6 protein-coding genes are annotated in these 17,813 nt (G+C 62.2%); 5 read left to right on the forward strand and 1 reads right to left on the reverse strand.

Features of this window, described 5'->3' with window-relative positions; genetic code table 11:
* The first annotated feature begins 76 nt into the window (after positions 1–76).
* From F8N43_RS27870 to F8N43_RS27880, 3 genes are all read left to right on the forward strand, one after another.
* Positions 77–703, forward strand: coding sequence for a TetR/AcrR family transcriptional regulator (locus F8N43_RS27870; RefSeq protein WP_150632198.1), 627 nt, complete (start codon positions 77–79; stop codon positions 701–703).
* Between the two features lie 93 nt (positions 704–796).
* Positions 797–1,591 (forward strand): substrate-binding periplasmic protein, encoded by a 795-nt coding sequence (locus tag F8N43_RS27875; RefSeq protein ID WP_191630163.1) that lies wholly within the window; start codon positions 797–799, stop codon positions 1,589–1,591.
* Positions 1,592–1,692: 101 nt separating this feature from the next.
* Entirely contained in the window at positions 1,693–2,697 is a 1,005-nt protein-coding gene (locus F8N43_RS27880; protein WP_150654652.1) for a GNAT family N-acetyltransferase, read from the forward strand.
* Between the two features lie 159 nt (positions 2,698–2,856).
* On the opposite strand, the gene F8N43_RS27885 is transcribed toward F8N43_RS27880, so the two are convergent.
* Positions 2,857–3,405, reverse strand: coding sequence for an RNA polymerase factor sigma-70 (locus F8N43_RS27885; protein WP_150632195.1), 549 nt, complete (start codon positions 3,403–3,405; stop codon positions 2,857–2,859).
* A gap of 386 nt (positions 3,406–3,791) precedes the next feature.
* On the opposite strand from F8N43_RS27885, the gene F8N43_RS27890 reads away from it, so the two are divergent.
* Both F8N43_RS27890 and F8N43_RS27895 read left to right on the forward strand, forming a co-directional pair.
* Entirely contained in the window at positions 3,792–16,790 is a 12,999-nt protein-coding gene (locus F8N43_RS27890) for a non-ribosomal peptide synthetase (RefSeq protein ID WP_150654653.1), read from the forward strand.
* 181 nt (positions 16,791–16,971) lie between these two features.
* Positions 16,972–17,784, forward strand: a complete 813-nt coding sequence (locus F8N43_RS27895) for an alpha/beta fold hydrolase (RefSeq protein WP_150654654.1) — start codon at positions 16,972–16,974, stop codon at positions 17,782–17,784.
* Positions 17,785–17,813 lie beyond the last annotated feature (29 nt).

The raw sequence follows: 17,813 nt of genomic DNA on the forward strand, positions 1-17,813 counted from the left end.
GCTTAAATTGCCCGCGCAACCCCACTGTTTTAGCGCAGAGCGGTGCATATGACTGATCGACTGTAGGAGAGAACGGGTGGACGAGCAAAAAGCCCTGAGGGTAATGCGCGAACTGGTCGACAGCGGCCAGTTGACCGACCCGGACAGCGCCCGTGGAAAGCTGCTGCAAGTGGCCGCTCACCTGTTCCGCAACAAAGGTTATGAGCGCACCACGGTGCGTGATCTGGCCGGCGCAGTGGGCATTCAGTCGGGGAGTATTTTTCATCACTTCAAAAGCAAGGACGAGATCCTGCGGGCGGTGATGGAGGAAACCATTTGCTACAACACCGCGTTGATGCGGGCCGCGATCGCCGAAGCCGAAAACGTGCGCGAGCGGGTGCTGGCGCTGATTCGCTGTGAGTTGCAGTCGATCATGGGCGGCAGCGGCGAGGCCATGGCGGTGCTGGTGTATGAATGGCGTTCGCTGTCCGAGGACGGGCAGGCGAAGGTCTTGGCGCTGCGCGACATCTATGAAGACCTCTGGCTGCAGGTGCTGGGGGAGGCCAAGGACGCGGGATTCATCCGCGGGGATGTGTTCATTACCCGGCGTTTTCTGACCGGTGCGCTGTCCTGGACCACGACGTGGTATCGCGCGGATGGAAGCATGAATCTCGATCAATTGGCCGATGAGGCATTGACTCTGGTGCTTGAAGAAAAACAATAGTGTTGCCCGCAGCCGCAGGAAACTGGCTAAGTGGCCGAAACCGCCTAGCTTGAATGCATTGATGAGTATTTTTTTGGGGAGTGGGTTGTTTTGATGTCTTCGCCAATTCGGACGGCCTCACGGCTCCTTCTCGCGGCGCTTGCAGCGCTTTGGGTATTGCCCTCCCCGGCGGCGCAACTGGTGCGGGTCGGTGCCGCGCATTTTCCACCCTACACCGTACGCCCCGAATCCGGCGCCGACACCGGCCTGTTGCCGCAATTGGTCGAGGCGCTCAATGCCTTGCAAACCGACTATCAGTTTGTGCTGGTGCCGACGTCCATTCCGCGGCGCTTCGGTGACTTCAAGCAAGGCCGGGTGGACATGGCCATTTTCGAGAACCCGAACTGGGGCTGGAAGGACATTCCCCACATCAGCGTCGACATGGGGCTGGAAGATGCCGAGGTTTTTGTCGCGCAACGGATTCCCAATCGTCAGCAGAACTACTTCGCCGAACTCGCCGGCAAGCGTCTGGCACTGTTCAGCGGCTACCACTATGAATTCGCCAACTTCAATGCCGACCCCAAAGCCCTCGCGCAAAACTACAACGCTACGCTGACCTATTCCCATGACAGCAACCTGCTGATGGTGTTGCGCGGGCGCGCCGACATTGCCCTGGTGACGCGCTCCTACCTGAGCGATTACCTGCTGCGCAACGAGAAAGTCGCCGATCAACTGCTGGTGTCCGAGCGTGTCGATCAGGTCTATCACCACTACGCCATTCTCCGCCCGGCGGCGCCCATCAGTGGTGTTGCCTTCGGCAAGTTGCTGCAAGGGTTGCGGGACAACGGCCAGATGCTGAAGATTTTCGATCCGTACAAGATCGCCGTGGTACCGGTTCCGGGCAACTGAGTTCGCGTCGCCCGGCGGCGTATTGGCCGACTGCCCTTAAATTTTCCGCACTGGCTCACGTCACTTCGTTGAACTGTCGACGATTATCGTGAGCCCGACCCATGCCCAATCTGAATGACCTGACTGCCCTGGCCTTGCCGACAGGCAGCCGCCTTGTCGCGGATGAAACCGAAAACTGCCTGAGCCTAAGCCTGGACGAGCAGCTGCTGATTACGCTGCAACTGACCCGTGAGCCGGAGTTGCAGGTGCGCGTCGAGGCGCGCGTCGACACTCAGGCCGTGTGGGCTGCCGGTTATTGGCTGTTTGCCCGTGACCCGGCCTGCCAGCGCCTGACCTGGCACCTTGATGAAGCCCCCGCCGAAGCCTTGCTCAGCGGTTTGCTGGTGCCGAACGGACTCGCTGGCCAGTATCGCTGCGAGCGCACGCTGTTCTGGCAGTTGCCGCAGCCTTGGCTGGGCACGTCGCTGACCAGCAGCTACCCACAGCAAATGGTGATCAGCGGGGGCAAGCGTCACCCGTTGCGCCCGGTCAAACCGCGCGGTGAGGTTTATCGGCGTTTTGATGCGCGCCTGGGTGCCTGGATTTCCCTGCGAACGCTGGACATCGACCTGGACCTGGCGCGGTTCAATCGTTGGCAGAACAGTGCGCGGGTGGCGAGTTTCTGGCAGGAGGAGGGCAGCCTTGAACAGCATCGCGAATACCTGAGCAAACTCGACGCCGATCCTCACACCGTGACGTTGATCGGCTGTTTCGATGATCAGCCGTTTGCCTATTTCGAAGCCTATTGGGCCAAGGAGGATCGCATTGCGCCGTTCTACGATGTCGACGATTACGACCGTGGCATTCACATGCTGGTCGGCGAGGAAAATCACCGCGGTCCGCACAAGGTGGCGAGCTGGTTATCGGCGTTGACGCATTACCTGTTGCTCGACGATCCACGCACCCGGCGAGTGGTCGCCGAGCCGCGTGCGGACAACGCGAAGATGATCGGGTACATGCAGGGGCAGCGGTTTCATTGCGAGAAAGAGTTCGACTTCCCGCACAAGCGCGCGGCGTTGATGGTGTTGGGGCGGGAGCGGTTTTTCGAGCGGTGTGGGTTGGCTTGATAAACAAGGCTCAAGACCTGCGTCGGTCTTGGGTCCGTCATCGCCGGCAAGCCGGTCTCGCTCCCACATGGGATCTTCTGTGATCACACAATGTGTGAAAGGCAGAGATCAAATGTGGGAGCGAGCCTGCTCGCGATGGGGGCGATGCGATTTCAGCTTTCAACGACGGGCGAAGGTATCCGCCCGACTGCCCGACACCTTGCGGCAATGCACCAGCGCATCACGAATCATGAAGTTCACCAGGGTCGGCGAAACACCCAGTTCCTTGGCGATGTCCTTTTGCGGCACACCGTGCAGGCGGTACATCTCGAAGGCGTAACGGGTGCGGCTGGGCAGCTGCGTCAGCGCGTCGGCGATGTTTTCCAGGGTCGAGAAATTGATGTGCGAGGTTTCCGGCGATGCGCCTTGAATCACCACGTTCAGCCCTTCCTCTTCAGGCCCCGAATACTTCTGCTCCAGCGCCTGTTTGCGGTAGTGATCGATCGCCAGGTTGCGCACGATCTGGAACAGGTAGCTGAGCTGAGCCTTGATCGAGGACGTGATCTGCGGCGCCGATTGCAGGCGGAAGAACGCATCCTGAACCACATCTTCGGCACGTGACCGGCAGCCGGTAATACGGGCGGCAATCTTGACCAGAATCAGTCGATTGTCCACGAATGCCTGAAGTAGCGGTGAATCGCACCTGCTTGTGGATACTTGTTCCGTCATGGAAATCACCTTGCTGCAAATAGGGTCGTGGGACGGCAAGAGGAGCGGAGCCGTCCTACACATCGAGCGCCAAATTATTCTGAATGATAATGATTGTCAATTGAGAAAGAGAAGTAATGCTCTTCAAAGGTGCGCAGTGAGAACTGCGACACGCTGTCGCGCCCGCTTGCCGCAGCCGCGCCCCCGTTGACGATCCAGCCCGTCGACTAATTATTTCAAGACGTCATCCGTTCTCATTGGTGAATGGCTCCGGGCGCAAGCCCCGGCCAAAACAGCATTCCCAATGCCTTGCGCGGTCGGCGAAGACCGCGTCCTGCATGCCCCTGAAGGGGCGTGACGTCAGAAAACCGATTCCACTTGCAAGCCGAATTCAGGCAGGAAACCTCATGACCGACGCGTTCGAAATACCTGGCACACTGGTCCAAGCCCTTCAGCGCCGCGCGGCCCTGACGCCGGATCGGGTGGCCTTGCGTTTTCTCGCCGAAACCCCGGATCAGTCGGTGGTACTCAGCTATCGCGAACTGGATCAACGGGCGCGCACCATTGCCGGCGCGTTGCAGGCCGAAACTGATTTCGGCGATCGTGCGGTGCTGCTGTTTCCCAGCGGTCCGGATTACGTCGCGGCGTTTTTTGGTTGCCTGTATGCGGGCGTGATTGCGGTGCCGGCCTATCCGCCGGAATCGGCCAAGCGCCACCATCAGGATCGCCTGCTGTCGATCATCAGCGACGCCGAACCGCGTCTGCTATTGACCAGCGCCGGCCTGCGCGACGCGTTACTGCACATCGAAGGCGCGCCACCGCTGCTGTGCGTCGACACCCTCGACGGTGAACTGGCCACAAAGTGGATCGAACCAAATCTCGAAGGCGATCACATCGCCTTCCTGCAATACACCTCCGGCTCGACCGCGTTGCCAAAAGGCGTGCAAGTCAGCCATGGCAACCTGGTCGCCAACGAACGGCTGATCCGCCACGGTTTCGGCATCGACCTGAACCCGGATGACGTGATCGTCAGCTGGCTGCCGCTGTACCACGACATGGGTTTGATTGGCGGTCTGTTGCAACCCATTTTCAGCGGCGTGCCGTGCGTGTTGATGTCGCCGGTGTACTTCCTCGGCCGGCCGTTGCGCTGGCTCGAAGCGATCAGCGAGTACGGCGGGACCATCAGCGGCGGGCCGGATTTTGCCTATCGACTGTGCAGCGAGCGGGTCAGCGAATCGGCGCTGGAGCGCCTCGACCTCAGCGCCTGGCGCGTGGCGTATTCCGGTTCCGAACCGATTCGTCTCGACACTCTGGACCGCTTCGCCGAGAAGTTCGCGACCTGCGGTTTCACCCCGGACAGTTTCATGGCGTCCTACGGTTTGGCGGAAGCCACGTTGTTCGTCGCCGGCACACCGCGTGGCGAAGGCATCGGAAATCTGCGGGTGGACGATCAGGCGTTGGCGCAACATCGCGCCGAACCGGGCGAAGGCAGCGCGATCATGAGTTGCGGCATCAGCCAGCCGGATCACGCGGTACTGATTGTCGATCCGTCGGCGCTTACCGAGCTGGCCGACAACGCGGTCGGCGAAGTCTGGGCCACCGGGCCGAGCATCGCCCACGGCTACTGGCGCAACCTCGAGGCCAGCGCCAAGACCTTCGTCCAGCACGCCGGAAAAACCTGGCTGCGCACCGGCGACCTGGGTTTCATGCGCGACGGTGAGCTGTTCATCACCGGTCGCCTGAAGGACATGCTGATCGTTCGCGGGCACAATCTGTACCCGCAAGACATCGAGCAGACCATCGAGCGAGAAGTGGAAGTGGTGCGCAAAGGTCGCGTCGCTGCATTCGCGGTGAACATCGACGGTCAGGAAGGCATCGGCATCGCCGCGGAAATCAGCCGCAGCGTGCAGAAAATCCTCCCGCCCGAAGCGCTGATCAAAGCCATTCGCCAAGCTGTGGCCGAGGTGTATCAGGAAGCGCCGAGCGTGGTGGTGTTGCTCAATCCGGGGGCATTGCCCAAGACTTCCAGCGGCAAACTGCAACGCTCGGCATGCCGTAATCGCCTGGCGGAGGGCAGTCTCGACAGCTACGCGGTGTTCCCGTCGGCGACCCCTGAAAACCAAGCAACAACCGAGTCGGCTTCCGAGTTGCAAACCCTGATCGGCCAGATCTGGTCTGAGCAGTTGCAGGTCAAGCAGGTCAACGCCGATGACCACTTCTTCCTGCTCGGCGGCAACTCCATCGCCGCCACTCAGGTGGTGGCGCGTTTGCGCGAAGAACTCGGTCTGGAGCTGAACCTGCGCCTGTTGTTCGAAGCGCCAACGCTCGGCGCGTTTACCGCCGCGGTCGCGCAGCAACAACAGGACGGCGGCCTGGCCCAAGGCGCGATCGGCACGTTGTCGCGCAGTGAAGCGCTGCCGCAATCCCTCGCGCAAAACCGTCTGTGGATCACTTGGCAGCTCGACCCGCACAGCAGCGCCTACAACATTCCCGGTGCCTTGCGTTTGCGCGGTGAACTGGACGAAGACGCCTTGCGCGCCAGTTTCCAGCAACTGATCGAACGCCACGAATCCCTGCGCACACGCTTCTTCGAGCGTGACGGCGTGGCGCTGCAACAGGTCGATGCCGCTGGCGAATTCAACCTGCAACTGATCGACATCAGCGATTTGCCCGTCGCCGAGCGTGAAGCCCGCGCGCAGCAAATCCGCGAGGACGAAGCGCGTACCCAGTTCGATCTGGAGAAAGGCCCGCTGTTGTGGGTGACTTTGGTACGCCTTGATGATGAGAATCACCAACTGCTGGTGACGTTGCACCACATCATTGCCGACGGCTGGTCGCTGAACGTGCTGATCGACGAATTCTCGCGCCTGTATGCCGCTGCGTCCCAAGGGCAAACGGCAACGCTCGCGCCATTGCCGACCCAGTACGCCGACTACGGCAGTTGGCAGCGCCAATGGCTGGCGCAAGGCGAGGGCGAACGGCAACTGGTCTACTGGAAAGCACAGTTGGGCGATGAGCATCCGACCCTGAGCCTGGCCACCGATCATCCGCGTTCGGCGCAACACCTGCACAGCGCCGCACGCCATACAGTGCGTTTGGCCGCCCCCCTTGGCGAGGCGATTCGCCAGACTGCCCAGGCCCACGATTCCACCTCATTCATGCTGTTGCTCACGGCGTTCCAGAGCCTGCTGCACCGCTACAGCGGCCAACGCGACATTCGCATCGGCGTGCCGAACGCCAACCGACCACGCCTGGAAACCCAGGGCCTGATCGGCTTCTTCATCAACACCCAGGTGCTGCGCGCCGAAGTGGATTCGCGGTTGCCGTTCGTTGAACTGCTGGCGCAAACCCGTCAGGCGGCCTTGGGTGCCCAAGCGCATCAGGACTTGCCGTTCGAACAACTGCTGGAAGCGTTCCCGCAGGCTCGCGAACAAGGCTTGTTCCAGGTCATGTTCAACCACCAGCAACGGGATTTGAGCGCATTGCGCCGCTTGCCCGGTCTGCTCGCCGAAGAATTGCCGTGGTACAGCCGCGAAGCCAAGTTCGACCTGCAATTGCACAGCGAGGAAGACCGTAACGGTCGCCTGAGCCTGTCGTTCGACTACGCCAGCGAACTGTTTGACGCCAGCACCATCGAGCGGTTGGCCGAGCATTTCAGTAACCTGCTGCGCGCCATCTGCGAGCAACCGAAAACGGCCGTCGGCGATCTGCAATTGTTGGCGCCCAGCGAGCACGATCAGCAGGAAAACTGGAGCGCCGCACCGTGCACACCGGCCAGCCAATGGCTGCCGGAACTGCTCGGCGAACAGGCCCGCCGGACCCCGGAACGTACGGCGTTGATGTGGGACGGCGGCAACCTCGACTTCGCCGAACTGCACGCCCAGGCCAACCGCCTCGCGCATTACTTGCGCGACAAAGGCGTCGGCCCGGACGTCCGCGTGGCCATCGCCGCCGAACGCTCGCCGCAGTTGCTGATCGGTCTGTTGGCGATCATCAAGGCCGGTGGTGCCTACGTGCCGCTGGACCCGGATTACCCCGCCGAACGCTTGGCCTACATGCTCAGCGACAGTGGCGTGGAGTTGCTCCTGACGCAAAGCCAATTGCTCGACCGGCTGCCGGCCACCGATGGCGTCAGCGTGATCGCCATGGATGCGCTGCATCTGGAGAATTGGCCAAGCCAGGCGCCGGGCCTGCATGTGCACGGCGACAACCTCGCTTACGTGATTTACACCTCTGGCTCCACCGGTCAGCCGAAGGGCGTCGGTAACACCCACGCGGCGCTCGCCGAACGCCTGCAATGGATGCAGGACACCTATCGCCTGAACGACACCGATGTGCTGATGCAAAAGGCGCCGATCAGTTTCGACGTGTCGGTGTGGGAATGCTTCTGGCCGCTGATCACTGGGGCACGTTTGCTGATTGCCGGTCCCGGTGAACACCGCGATCCGCATCGCATTGCCCAGCTTGTTCAGCAATACGGCGTGACCACGCTGCACTTTGTGCCGCCGTTGCTTGCCTTGTTCATCGACGAACCGCTCACCGCCGAATGCACCAGCCTGCGCCGCGTATTTTCTGGCGGCGAAACCCTGCCGGCGGAACTGCGCAACCGCGTTTTGGAACAACTGCCGGCCGTGCAACTGCACAACCGTTATGGCCCGACCGAAACCGCGATCAACGTCACCCATTGGCAGTGCAGCGCGGCCGATGGCGAGCGCTCGCCGATTGGCCGTCCGTTGGGCAATGTGATCTGCCGCGTGCTCGACAGCGAGCTCAACCCTGTGCCGGCCGGTGTGCCCGGCGAGTTGTGCATCAGCGGCATCGGCCTGGCCCGTGGTTATCTGGGGCGTCCGGGCCTGACGGCTGAACGCTTTGTCGTCGATCCATTTGGCGAGCAGGGCGCACGCCTTTATCGTACCGGCGACCGTGCACGCTGGACTGCCAATGGCGTGATCGAATACCTCGGCCGTCTCGATCAGCAGGTCAAGCTGCGCGGCTTCCGCGTCGAACCGGAAGAAATCGAAGCGCGCCTGCTGGCGCAGGACGGTGTCGCACAAGCGGTGGTGCTGGTGCGTGAAACTGCCGCTGGCGGGCAATTGATCGGCTACTACACCGCCACCGATACCCGTGAATCCGAAGACACTCAAACCGCACGCCTGAACACCGCGCTGGCGGCCGAGCTGCCGGAATACATGGTCCCGGCGCAACTGATGCGCCTCGACGAAATGCCCCTCAGCCCAAGCGGCAAACTCGACCGCCGCGCCTTGCCGGAGCCGCAATGGCAGGTACGCGAACACATTGAGCCGGTCACTGAACTTGAACAGCAGATCGCCGCGATCTGGCGTGAGGTGTTGGGCCTGCAGCAGATCGGCCTGCGCGACGACTTCTTCGCCCTCGGCGGTCATTCGCTGCTGGCCACGCAAATCATCTCCCGCACCCGTCAGGCCTGTGACGTCGAATTGCCGCTGCGCGCATTGTTTGAAAACAGTGAACTGGGCGCATTCGCCGGGCAGGTTCAACAGATTCAGGCCAGCGGCAGTACGAACAAGCAACCACCGATCAAGAAAGTCGACCGCAGCCAACCGGTGCCGCTGTCCTATTCCCAGCAGCGCATGTGGTTCCTCTGGCAGATGGAGCCGGACAGCCCGGCCTACAACGTCGGTGGTATGGCGCGGTTGCGCGGGGTGCTGGATGTCGGGCGCTTCGAGATGGCTTTGCAGGCGCTGATCATGCGTCACGAAACCCTGCGCACCACGTTCCCGAGCATCGACGGCGTAGCGCAACAGCGCGTGCACCCGGAAACCGGGATGCGTATGCAGTGGAAGGATTTCTCCGCGCTGGACACCGACTTGCGCGAACAGCGGGTTCAGGCATTGGCCGACAGCGAAGCGCATCAGCCCTTCGATCTGGAAACCGGTCCACTGTTGCGTGCCTGTCTGGTCAAGACCGCCGAGCAGGAACATTACCTGGTGTTGACCCTGCACCACATCGTCACCGAAGGCTGGGCGATGGACATTTTCGCCCGGGAGCTCAGTGCGCTTTACGAAGCGTTCGTCGATGACCGCGAATCGCCACTGGCGCCGCTGCCGGTGCAATACCTCGATTACAGCGTCTGGCAGCGTCAGTGGCTGGAGTCCGGCGAGCGTCAGCGCCAGCTCGATTACTGGACCGCGCAACTGGGACGCGAACATCCGCTGCTGGAATTGCCCGCCGACCGTCCGCGTCCAGCCGTGCAAAGCCATCGGGGCGAGCTGTTCCGTTTCGACCTGGGCGACGACCTCGCCGCACGGGTTCGCGCCTTCAACGCGCAAAACGGCCTGACCCTGTTCATGACCATGACCGCCGCGCTGGCCGTGCTGCTTTACCGCTACAGCGGCCAGACCGACCTGCGCATCGGCGCGCCCGTCGCCAACCGCATTCGCCCGGAAAGCGAAGGGCTGATCGGTGCGTTCCTCAACACCCAAGTGCTGCGTTGCCAGCTCGACGGGCAGATGTCGGTCGGCGAGTTGTTCGAGCAGGTGCGTCACACCGTGATCGAAGGCCAGTCCCATCAGGACCTGCCGTTCGACCATTTGGTTGAAGCGTTGCAGCCACCGCGCAGCGCCGCTTACAACCCGCTGTTCCAGGTGATGTGCAACGTGCAGCGCTGGGAATTCCAGCAAAGCCGCACGCTCGCCGGCATGACTGTCGAATACCTGGCGAACGATGCGCGTGCGACCAAATTCGACCTCAACCTGGAAGTCACCGACCTCGATCATCGGTTGGGTTGCTGCCTGACTTACAGCACCGATCTGTTCGATGAACCGCGCATTGCGCGCATGGCCGGGCACTGGCGCAATCTGCTGGAAGCGCTGTTGGCCGATCCGCAACAGCGCCTCAGTGAACTGCCGTTGCTCGAAGCCACGGAACAGCAAAACCTGCTCGACAGCCTCGGCGTCGAGCCGGGCGAACACCGACTGGATCAGTGCATCCATCACCTGTTCAGCGAACAGGCACTGGTGCGCAAAGATGCGCCGGCGCTGACGTTCGCCGGTGAAACCTTGAGCTACGCCGAGCTCGACAGCCGCGCCAATCGCCTGGCCTGGATGTTGCGCGAGCGTGGGGTGGGGCCGCAGGTTCGCGTCGGCCTGGCGCTTGAGCGGTCGTTGGAAATGGTCGTCGGCCTGCTGGCGATCCTCAAGGCTGGGGGCGCCTACGTGCCGCTGGATCCGGAATACCCGCTCGATCGCCTGCATTACATGATCGAAGACAGCGGCGTCGGTTTGCTGCTCAGCGATGCGGCGATGTTCAACGCCCTCGGTGATTTGCCGCCAACCGTGGCCCGTTGGTGCCTGGAAGATGACGCCGCGGAACTGGCCAACTACCCGGCCACCGAGCTGCCGTTCATCAGCCTGCCGCAGCATCAGGCGTACCTGATTTACACCTCCGGCTCCACCGGCAAGCCGAAAGGCGTGGTGGTGTCCCACGGTGAAATCGCCATGCACTGCCGTGCCGTGATCGAGCGTTTCGGCATGCGCCCGGACGACTGTGAGCTGCACTTCTATTCGATCAATTTCGACGCCGCGACCGAACGTCTGCTGGTGCCATTGCTGAGCGGTGCGCAAGTGGTCCTGCGTGCTCAGGGCCAGTGGGACGCGGAAGAAATCTGCGGGTTGATCCGTCGCCACTCCATCAACATCCTCGGTTTTACCCCAAGCTACGGCAGCCAACTGGCGCAGTGGCTGGCGACGCAGGGCGAAACCCTGCCGGTGCGGATGTGCATCACCGGCGGTGAAGCCCTGACCGGCGAACATCTGCAGCGGATTCGCGCCGCGTTCAAGCCGAGCCTGTTCTTCAACGCCTACGGTCCGACGGAAACCGTGGTCATGCCGTTGGCCAGTCTCGCGCCCGAGCAGCTTGAAGAGGGCATGGGCAGCGTGCCGATCGGCAGTGTGATCGGTGCTCGCGTGGCGTACATCCTCGACGCCGATCTGGCACTGGTGCCGCAAGGCGCGACCGGCGAGTTGTATGTCGGTGGTGCCGGTCTTGCCCAGGGTTATCACGACCGTCCGGGCATTACCGCAGAGCGTTTCGTGGCCAACCCGTTTACAGCGGATGGCGGGCGGATTTATCGCACCGGCGACCTGGTGCGGCAGCGCGCCGACGGGCTGGTGGAATACCTTGGGCGCATCGACCATCAGGTGAAAATTCGCGGTTTCCGCATCGAGCTGGGCGAGATCGAGACCCGTCTTCTGGACCATGACTCTGTGCGTGAAGCGGTGGTGCTGGCGCTCGACGCCCCAAGCGGCAAACAACTGGTCGGCTATCTGGTCACCGAAGTGGCCGGGCAGGACCAAGCACAACAAGCCGAATTGCGTGAAGTCCTCAAGGCTCACCTGAAATCGCAACTGCCGGAATACATGGTGCCGACGCACCTGATCCTGCTGGCAAGCATGCCGCTGACCGCCAACGGCAAACTCGACCGCCGCGCACTGCCGGCGCCGGACCCAGAGCTGAGCCGTCAGCACTACGTGGCGCCGAGCAACGAGCTGGAACTGACGCTGGCGCAGATCTGGTGCGAAGTGCTGAACGTCGCCCAGGTCGGCCTCAATGACAACTTCTTCGAACTGGGCGGCGACTCGATCCTGTCGATCCAGGTGGTCAGCCGTGCGCGGCAGCAGGGCATTCACTTCACTCCGCGTGACCTGTTCCAGCACCAGACCGTGCAGACCCTCGCGGCGGTGGCCAGCCGCACCGAGCAGGTTACGGCCGAGCAAGGCTTGCTCACCGGTGAATCGCGTTTGACGCCGATCCAGCACTGGTTCTTCGACACCGACATGCCCGAGCGTCAGCACTGGAATCAGGCGTTGTTGCTGGAACCGACCGTTGCGCTGGAACCTCATCGGCTGGAGCAGGCGTTGCTGGCGGTGATCGAACAGCACGACGCCTTGCGCCTGCGCTTCACCCAGACTGCGGGTCAATGGTCGGCCACACACCAGAAGGTCTCCGATGCCCCGGTGTTGTGGCAGGTGCGTGTGTCGACGATGGATAAATGCGCCGCACTGTTTGCCGATGCCCAGCGCAGCCTCGACCTCGAACAAGGGCCGTTGATGCGGGTGCTGCTGGTCGATGGTCCCGAAGGCCAGCAACGGCTGTTCTTCGCGATCCATCACTTGGTGGTGGACGGCGTTTCCTGGCGTGTGCTGCTGGACGATCTGCAAACGGTGTATCGCCAACTGGCGGCTGAACAGTCGGTGAAACTGCCGGCGAAAACCAGCGCCTTCAAGGACTGGGCTGCCCGCTTGCAGGCGTATGCCGGCAGCGAATCCCTGCGCGAAGAGCTGAGCTGGTGGCAATCGCAGCTGGCGGGGGCAAGCGCCGGGCTGCCGTGCGAGCGGCCTGAGGGCGGGCGGCAGAATCGCCATGCACAAACCGTCAGCGTGCGCCTCGACGCCGAGTACACCCGACAGTTGTTGCAACAGGCACCGAGCGCCTATCGCACGCAGGTCAATGATCTGCTGCTGACGGCGTTGGCCCGCGTACTGTGCCGCTGGAGCGGTGATGAGTCGGCGTTGATTCAACTTGAAGGCCACGGTCGTGAGGCGCTGTTCGATGAGATCGACCTGACCCGCACCGTCGGCTGGTTCACCAGCGCCTACCCGCTGCGCCTGACCCCGCAGAACATCGAAGAAGCCGCCGGCCAGGGCGCCTCGATCAAGGCGATCAAGGAACAACTGCGCGGCGTGCCGCACAAAGGCCTGGGTTTTGGCGTGTTGCGTTACCTCGCCGATGCGCCGTGCCGTGAAGCCATGGCCGCGTTGCCGGTGGCGCCGATCACCTTCAACTACCTCGGTCAGTTCGACCAGAGCTTCGGCGCGGACGCGTTGTTCCGACCGCTCGATGAAGCCGTCGGCACCGCCCACGATCCGCGTGCGCCGCTGCCCAACGAGCTGAGCGTCGACAGTCAGGTCTATGGCGGCGAACTGGTGCTGCGCTGGACCTTCAGCGCCGAACGTCACGACACGCAAACCATCAGCGAGCTGGCGGACGCCTACCTCGGGGAATTGCAGAGCCTGATCGAGCATTGCCTGCGTGACGAGGCGGGCGGCCTGACACCTTCGGACTTCCCGCTGGCGAAGCTGACCCAGGCGCAACTCGATGCACTGCCGATCCCGGCCGCCGCCATCGAAGACGTCTACCCGCTGACGCCGATGCAGGAAGGCATGCTCCTGCACACCTTGCTCGAACCGGGCACCGGCCTCTATTACATGCAGGACCGCTACCGCATCAACAGCGCGCTCGATCCGCAGCGTTTCGCCGAGGCCTGGCAAGCGGTGATTGCCCGTCACGAAGCCTTGCGTGCGTCGTTCTGCTGGAACGTCGGCGAGGACATGCTGCAAGTTATCCACAAGCCGGGCAGCACGCCGATCGAGTATCTGGACTGGAGCGCCATCGCCGAGGCCGAGCAAGAGCCGAAGTTGCAAGCACTGCTGAAAAGCGAGCGCGAAGCCGGGTTCGATCTGCTCAACCAGGCACCGTTCCACCTGCGTTTGATCAGGGTGGGCGAGGCGCGCTACTGGTTCATGATGAGTAACCACCACATCCTCATCGATGCCTGGTGCCGGTCGTTGCTGATGAACGATTTCTTCGAAATCTACTCCGCGTTGGGTGAAGGTCGCGAAGCCCGGTTGGCTGTGCCGCCGCGCTACCGCGACTACATCGGCTGGCTGCAACGCCAGAGCCTGGCCGAGGCACGGCAGTGGTGGAAAACCAACCTGCAAGGCTTCGAACGGACCACGCCGATCCCGAGTGACCGGCCGTTCCTGCGTGAACATGCCGGCGACAGCGGCGGCATGATTGTCGGCGATCGCTACACCCGTCTCGATGCCCGCGACGGTGCGCAATTGCGTGAACTGGCGCAGGCCCATCAACTGACCATCAACACCTTCGCCCAAGCGGCGTGGGCCTTGGTGCTGCGTCGCTTGAGCGGTGATCGCGACGTGCTGTTCGGCGTCACGGTGGCCGGGCGACCGGTGGAAATGCCGGAGATGCAACGTACCGTCGGGCTGTTCATCAACAGCATCGCGCTGCGGGTGAAAATGCCCGAGGACGATCAGCGTTGCAGCGTTCGCCAGTGGCTGAGCGATTTACTCGACAGCAACATGCAACTGCGCGAGTACGAATACCTGCCGCTGGTGAGCCTCCAGGAAAACAGCGAATTGCCGAAGGGCCAACCGCTGTTCGACAGCCTGTTCGTGTTCGAAAACGCCCCGGTGGAAGTCTCGGTGCTGGACCGCGCGCAAAGCCTCAATGCAACCTCGGATTCGGGACGGACCCACACTAACTTCCCGCTGACGGCGGTGTGTTATCCGGGTGATGACCTGGGCTTGCACCTGTCTTACGACCAGCGCTATTTCGACGAGTCGACCGTTGAACGCATGCTCGGCGAGTTCAAGCGTTTGTTGCTGGCGCTGGTGGAAGGTTTCCATGGCGACATGGCGGACTTGCCATTGCTCGGTATCGAGGAACAGGACTTCCTGATCCACGGCTGTAACCAGAGCGAACACGCTTACCCGCTTGAGCAGAGCTACGTCGCGTTGTTCGAAGCGCAGGTGGCGTTGCATCCACAACGGATCGCCGCCCGTTGCCTCGATCAGCAACACAGTTACGTCGAGCTGAACCAGCGCAGCAACCGTCTCGGTCATGCGTTGACGGCGGCCGGTGTCGGGCTGGATCAACCGGTGGCGTTGCTGGCCGAACGTAACCTCGACCTACTCGGGATGATCATCGGCAGCTTCAAGGCGGGCGCGGGTTATCTGCCGCTGGATCCGGGGCTGCCGAGTCAGCGTCTGAGCCGGATCATTGACCTGAGCCGCACGCCGTTGCTGGTGTGCACGCAGTCCTGTCGTGAACAGGCTGTCGCGCTGCTGGAGGAATTCGGTTGCGCCAATCGGCCACGGTTGCTGGTGTGGGAAGAGGTGCAGGCGAGCAATGTGTCGGTGGCGAATCCGGGCCTCTACAGCGGTCCGGATAACCTCGCCTACGTCATCTACACCTCGGGTTCGACGGGGTTGCCCAAAGGTGTGATGGTCGAACAGCGCGGGATGCTCAATAACCAGTTGAGCAAGGTCCCGTACCTGAACCTCAGCGACACCGATGTGATCGCCCAGACCGCTTCGCAAAGCTTCGACATTTCGGTCTGGCAGTTCCTCGCCGCCCCGTTGTTTGGCGCGCGGGTGGACATCGTGCCAAACACCATCGCCCACGATCCACAGGGTTTGCTGGCGCATGTGTCGGCCCAGGGCATCACCGTGCTGGAAAGCGTGCCGTCGCTGATTCAGGGCATGCTTGCCCAGGAACGCATGAGCCTCGACGGGCTGCGCTGGATGCTGCCGACGGGCGAAGCGATGCCGCCGGAGCTCGCACACCAATGGTTGCTGCGCTACCCGGACATCGGGCTGGTGAATGCTTACGGACCGGCGGAATGCTCGGACGACGTGGCGTTCTTCCGTGTCGACATGGCCTCGACCCGCGGCAGCTATCTGCCGATTGGGACGCCGACCGACAACAACTGTTTGTACCTGCTCGACGGCGCGCTGGACCTGGTGCCGTTGGGTGCGGTCGGCGAGTTGTGCGTGGCCGGCACCGGTGTCGGGCGTGGTTATGTCAGCGATTCGCTGCGCACCGCACAGGTGTTTGTGCCGAACCCGTTTGGCGAGCCGGGGGATCGTTTGTATCGCACTGGCGATCTCGCGCGCCGTCGCAGTGACGGCGTGCTGGAATACGTCGGGCGGATCGACCATCAGGTGAAAATTCGCGGCTACCGCATCGAACTGGGTGAAATCGAAGCGCGTCTGCACGAGCAACCCGAAGTGCGCGAAGCGGCGGTCGGGGTGCAGGAAGGCGTGAACGGCAAACACTTGGTTGGCTATCTGGTAGCCGCGGATTCGGCATTGAATCCGGGCGAACGACTGGAGCGCATCAAGCAACGCCTGCGCGCCGAGCTGCCGGAATACATGGTGCCGCTGCACTGGTTGTGGCTGGAGCGGATGCCGCTCAACGCCAACGGCAAACTGGATCGCAAGGCACTGCCGGCGCTGGAGATCGGCCAGTTGCAGAGCCAGGATTACCAGGCACCGAGCAATGAGCTGGAGCAGACGTTGGCGGGTATCTGGGCCGAGGTGTTGAAGGTCGAGAAGGTGGGGATTCACGACAACTTCTTCGAGCTGGGCGGGCATTCGCTGCTGGCGACGCAGATTGCGTCGCGTGTGCAGAAATCGCTGCAACGGGATGTGCCGTTGCGGGCGATGTTCGAGTGCAGCACGGTGGAAGAGTTGGCGGAGTACATCGACGGGTTGGCGGCGAGTGATATCACCGAGGACAAGGTTGATCGGTTGAATGACTTGATGGCGGAGTTGGAGGGGCTTTAATTCTCCAGCGTCTGTAAGGGCCTATTCGCCAGCAGGCTGGCTCCCACATTTGAACTGTGTTCGCAGGACAAATGTGGGAGCCAGCCTGCTGGCGATGGGGCCTCTTAAAGCACCACAAGGTTGACTGTGGAACCACAGCAGCACAGTCTCCCTGCTCCAGTTTTCACAAAGGAAACAGTCAATGCCCCTCGTTACGATTGACGGACAACCCCTTCACTTCATCGATCAAGGCACCGGTCCCGCCGTGCTGCTCGCCGGCAGCTACCTCTGGGACCAGGCCATGTGGGCGCCGCAGATCGCCGCGCTGTCGCAGCAATACCGGGTCATCGCCCTGGACCTGTGGGGGCACGGTGAATCAGGCCCGCTACCCGAAGGCACGCAATCGCTGGATGACATTGCCCGTCAGGCACTGGCGTTGCTCGATCATCTGGACATCGACCGGGTCACGCTGGTCGGTCTGTCGGTTGGTGGCATGTGGGGCGTGCGTCTGGCGCTGTCAGTTCCGCAACGAATCAACGGCCTGGTACTGATGGACACCTACGTCGGCGTCGAACCGGAACCGACCCGCCAGTATTATTTCTCACTGTTCAAACAGATCGAAGACACCGGCGTGATTGCCCCGCAGTTGCTCGACATCGTCGTGCCGATCTTCTTCCGTCCGGGCATCGATGCGCAGTCGGCGCTGTATCAGGATTTCCGCGCGAAACTGGCTGCGCTGCCGCCGGAGCGCCTGCGTCAAAGCATTGTGCCGATGGGCCGGATCACGTTTGGTCGGGATGATCTGTTGCCGCGTCTGGGCGAGTTGAAGGCTGACGCCACGCTGGTGATGTGTGGCGATCAGGACAAGCCGCGACCGCCGTCGGAGGCGATGGAAATGGCCGGGTTGATCGGTTGCCCGTGTGTGCTGGTGCCGGAAGCGGGGCATATCTCCAATCTGGAGAATCCGTCGTTTGTGACTGAGGCTTTGCTGAAGTTTCTGGCTGAGAGAAATTAGTTGTTTTGACTGGCCCCATCGCGAGCAGG

This window comes from Pseudomonas fluorescens (assembly GCF_902498065.1).
Lineage (GTDB): Bacteria > Pseudomonadota > Gammaproteobacteria > Pseudomonadales > Pseudomonadaceae > Aquipseudomonas > Aquipseudomonas fluorescens_BJ.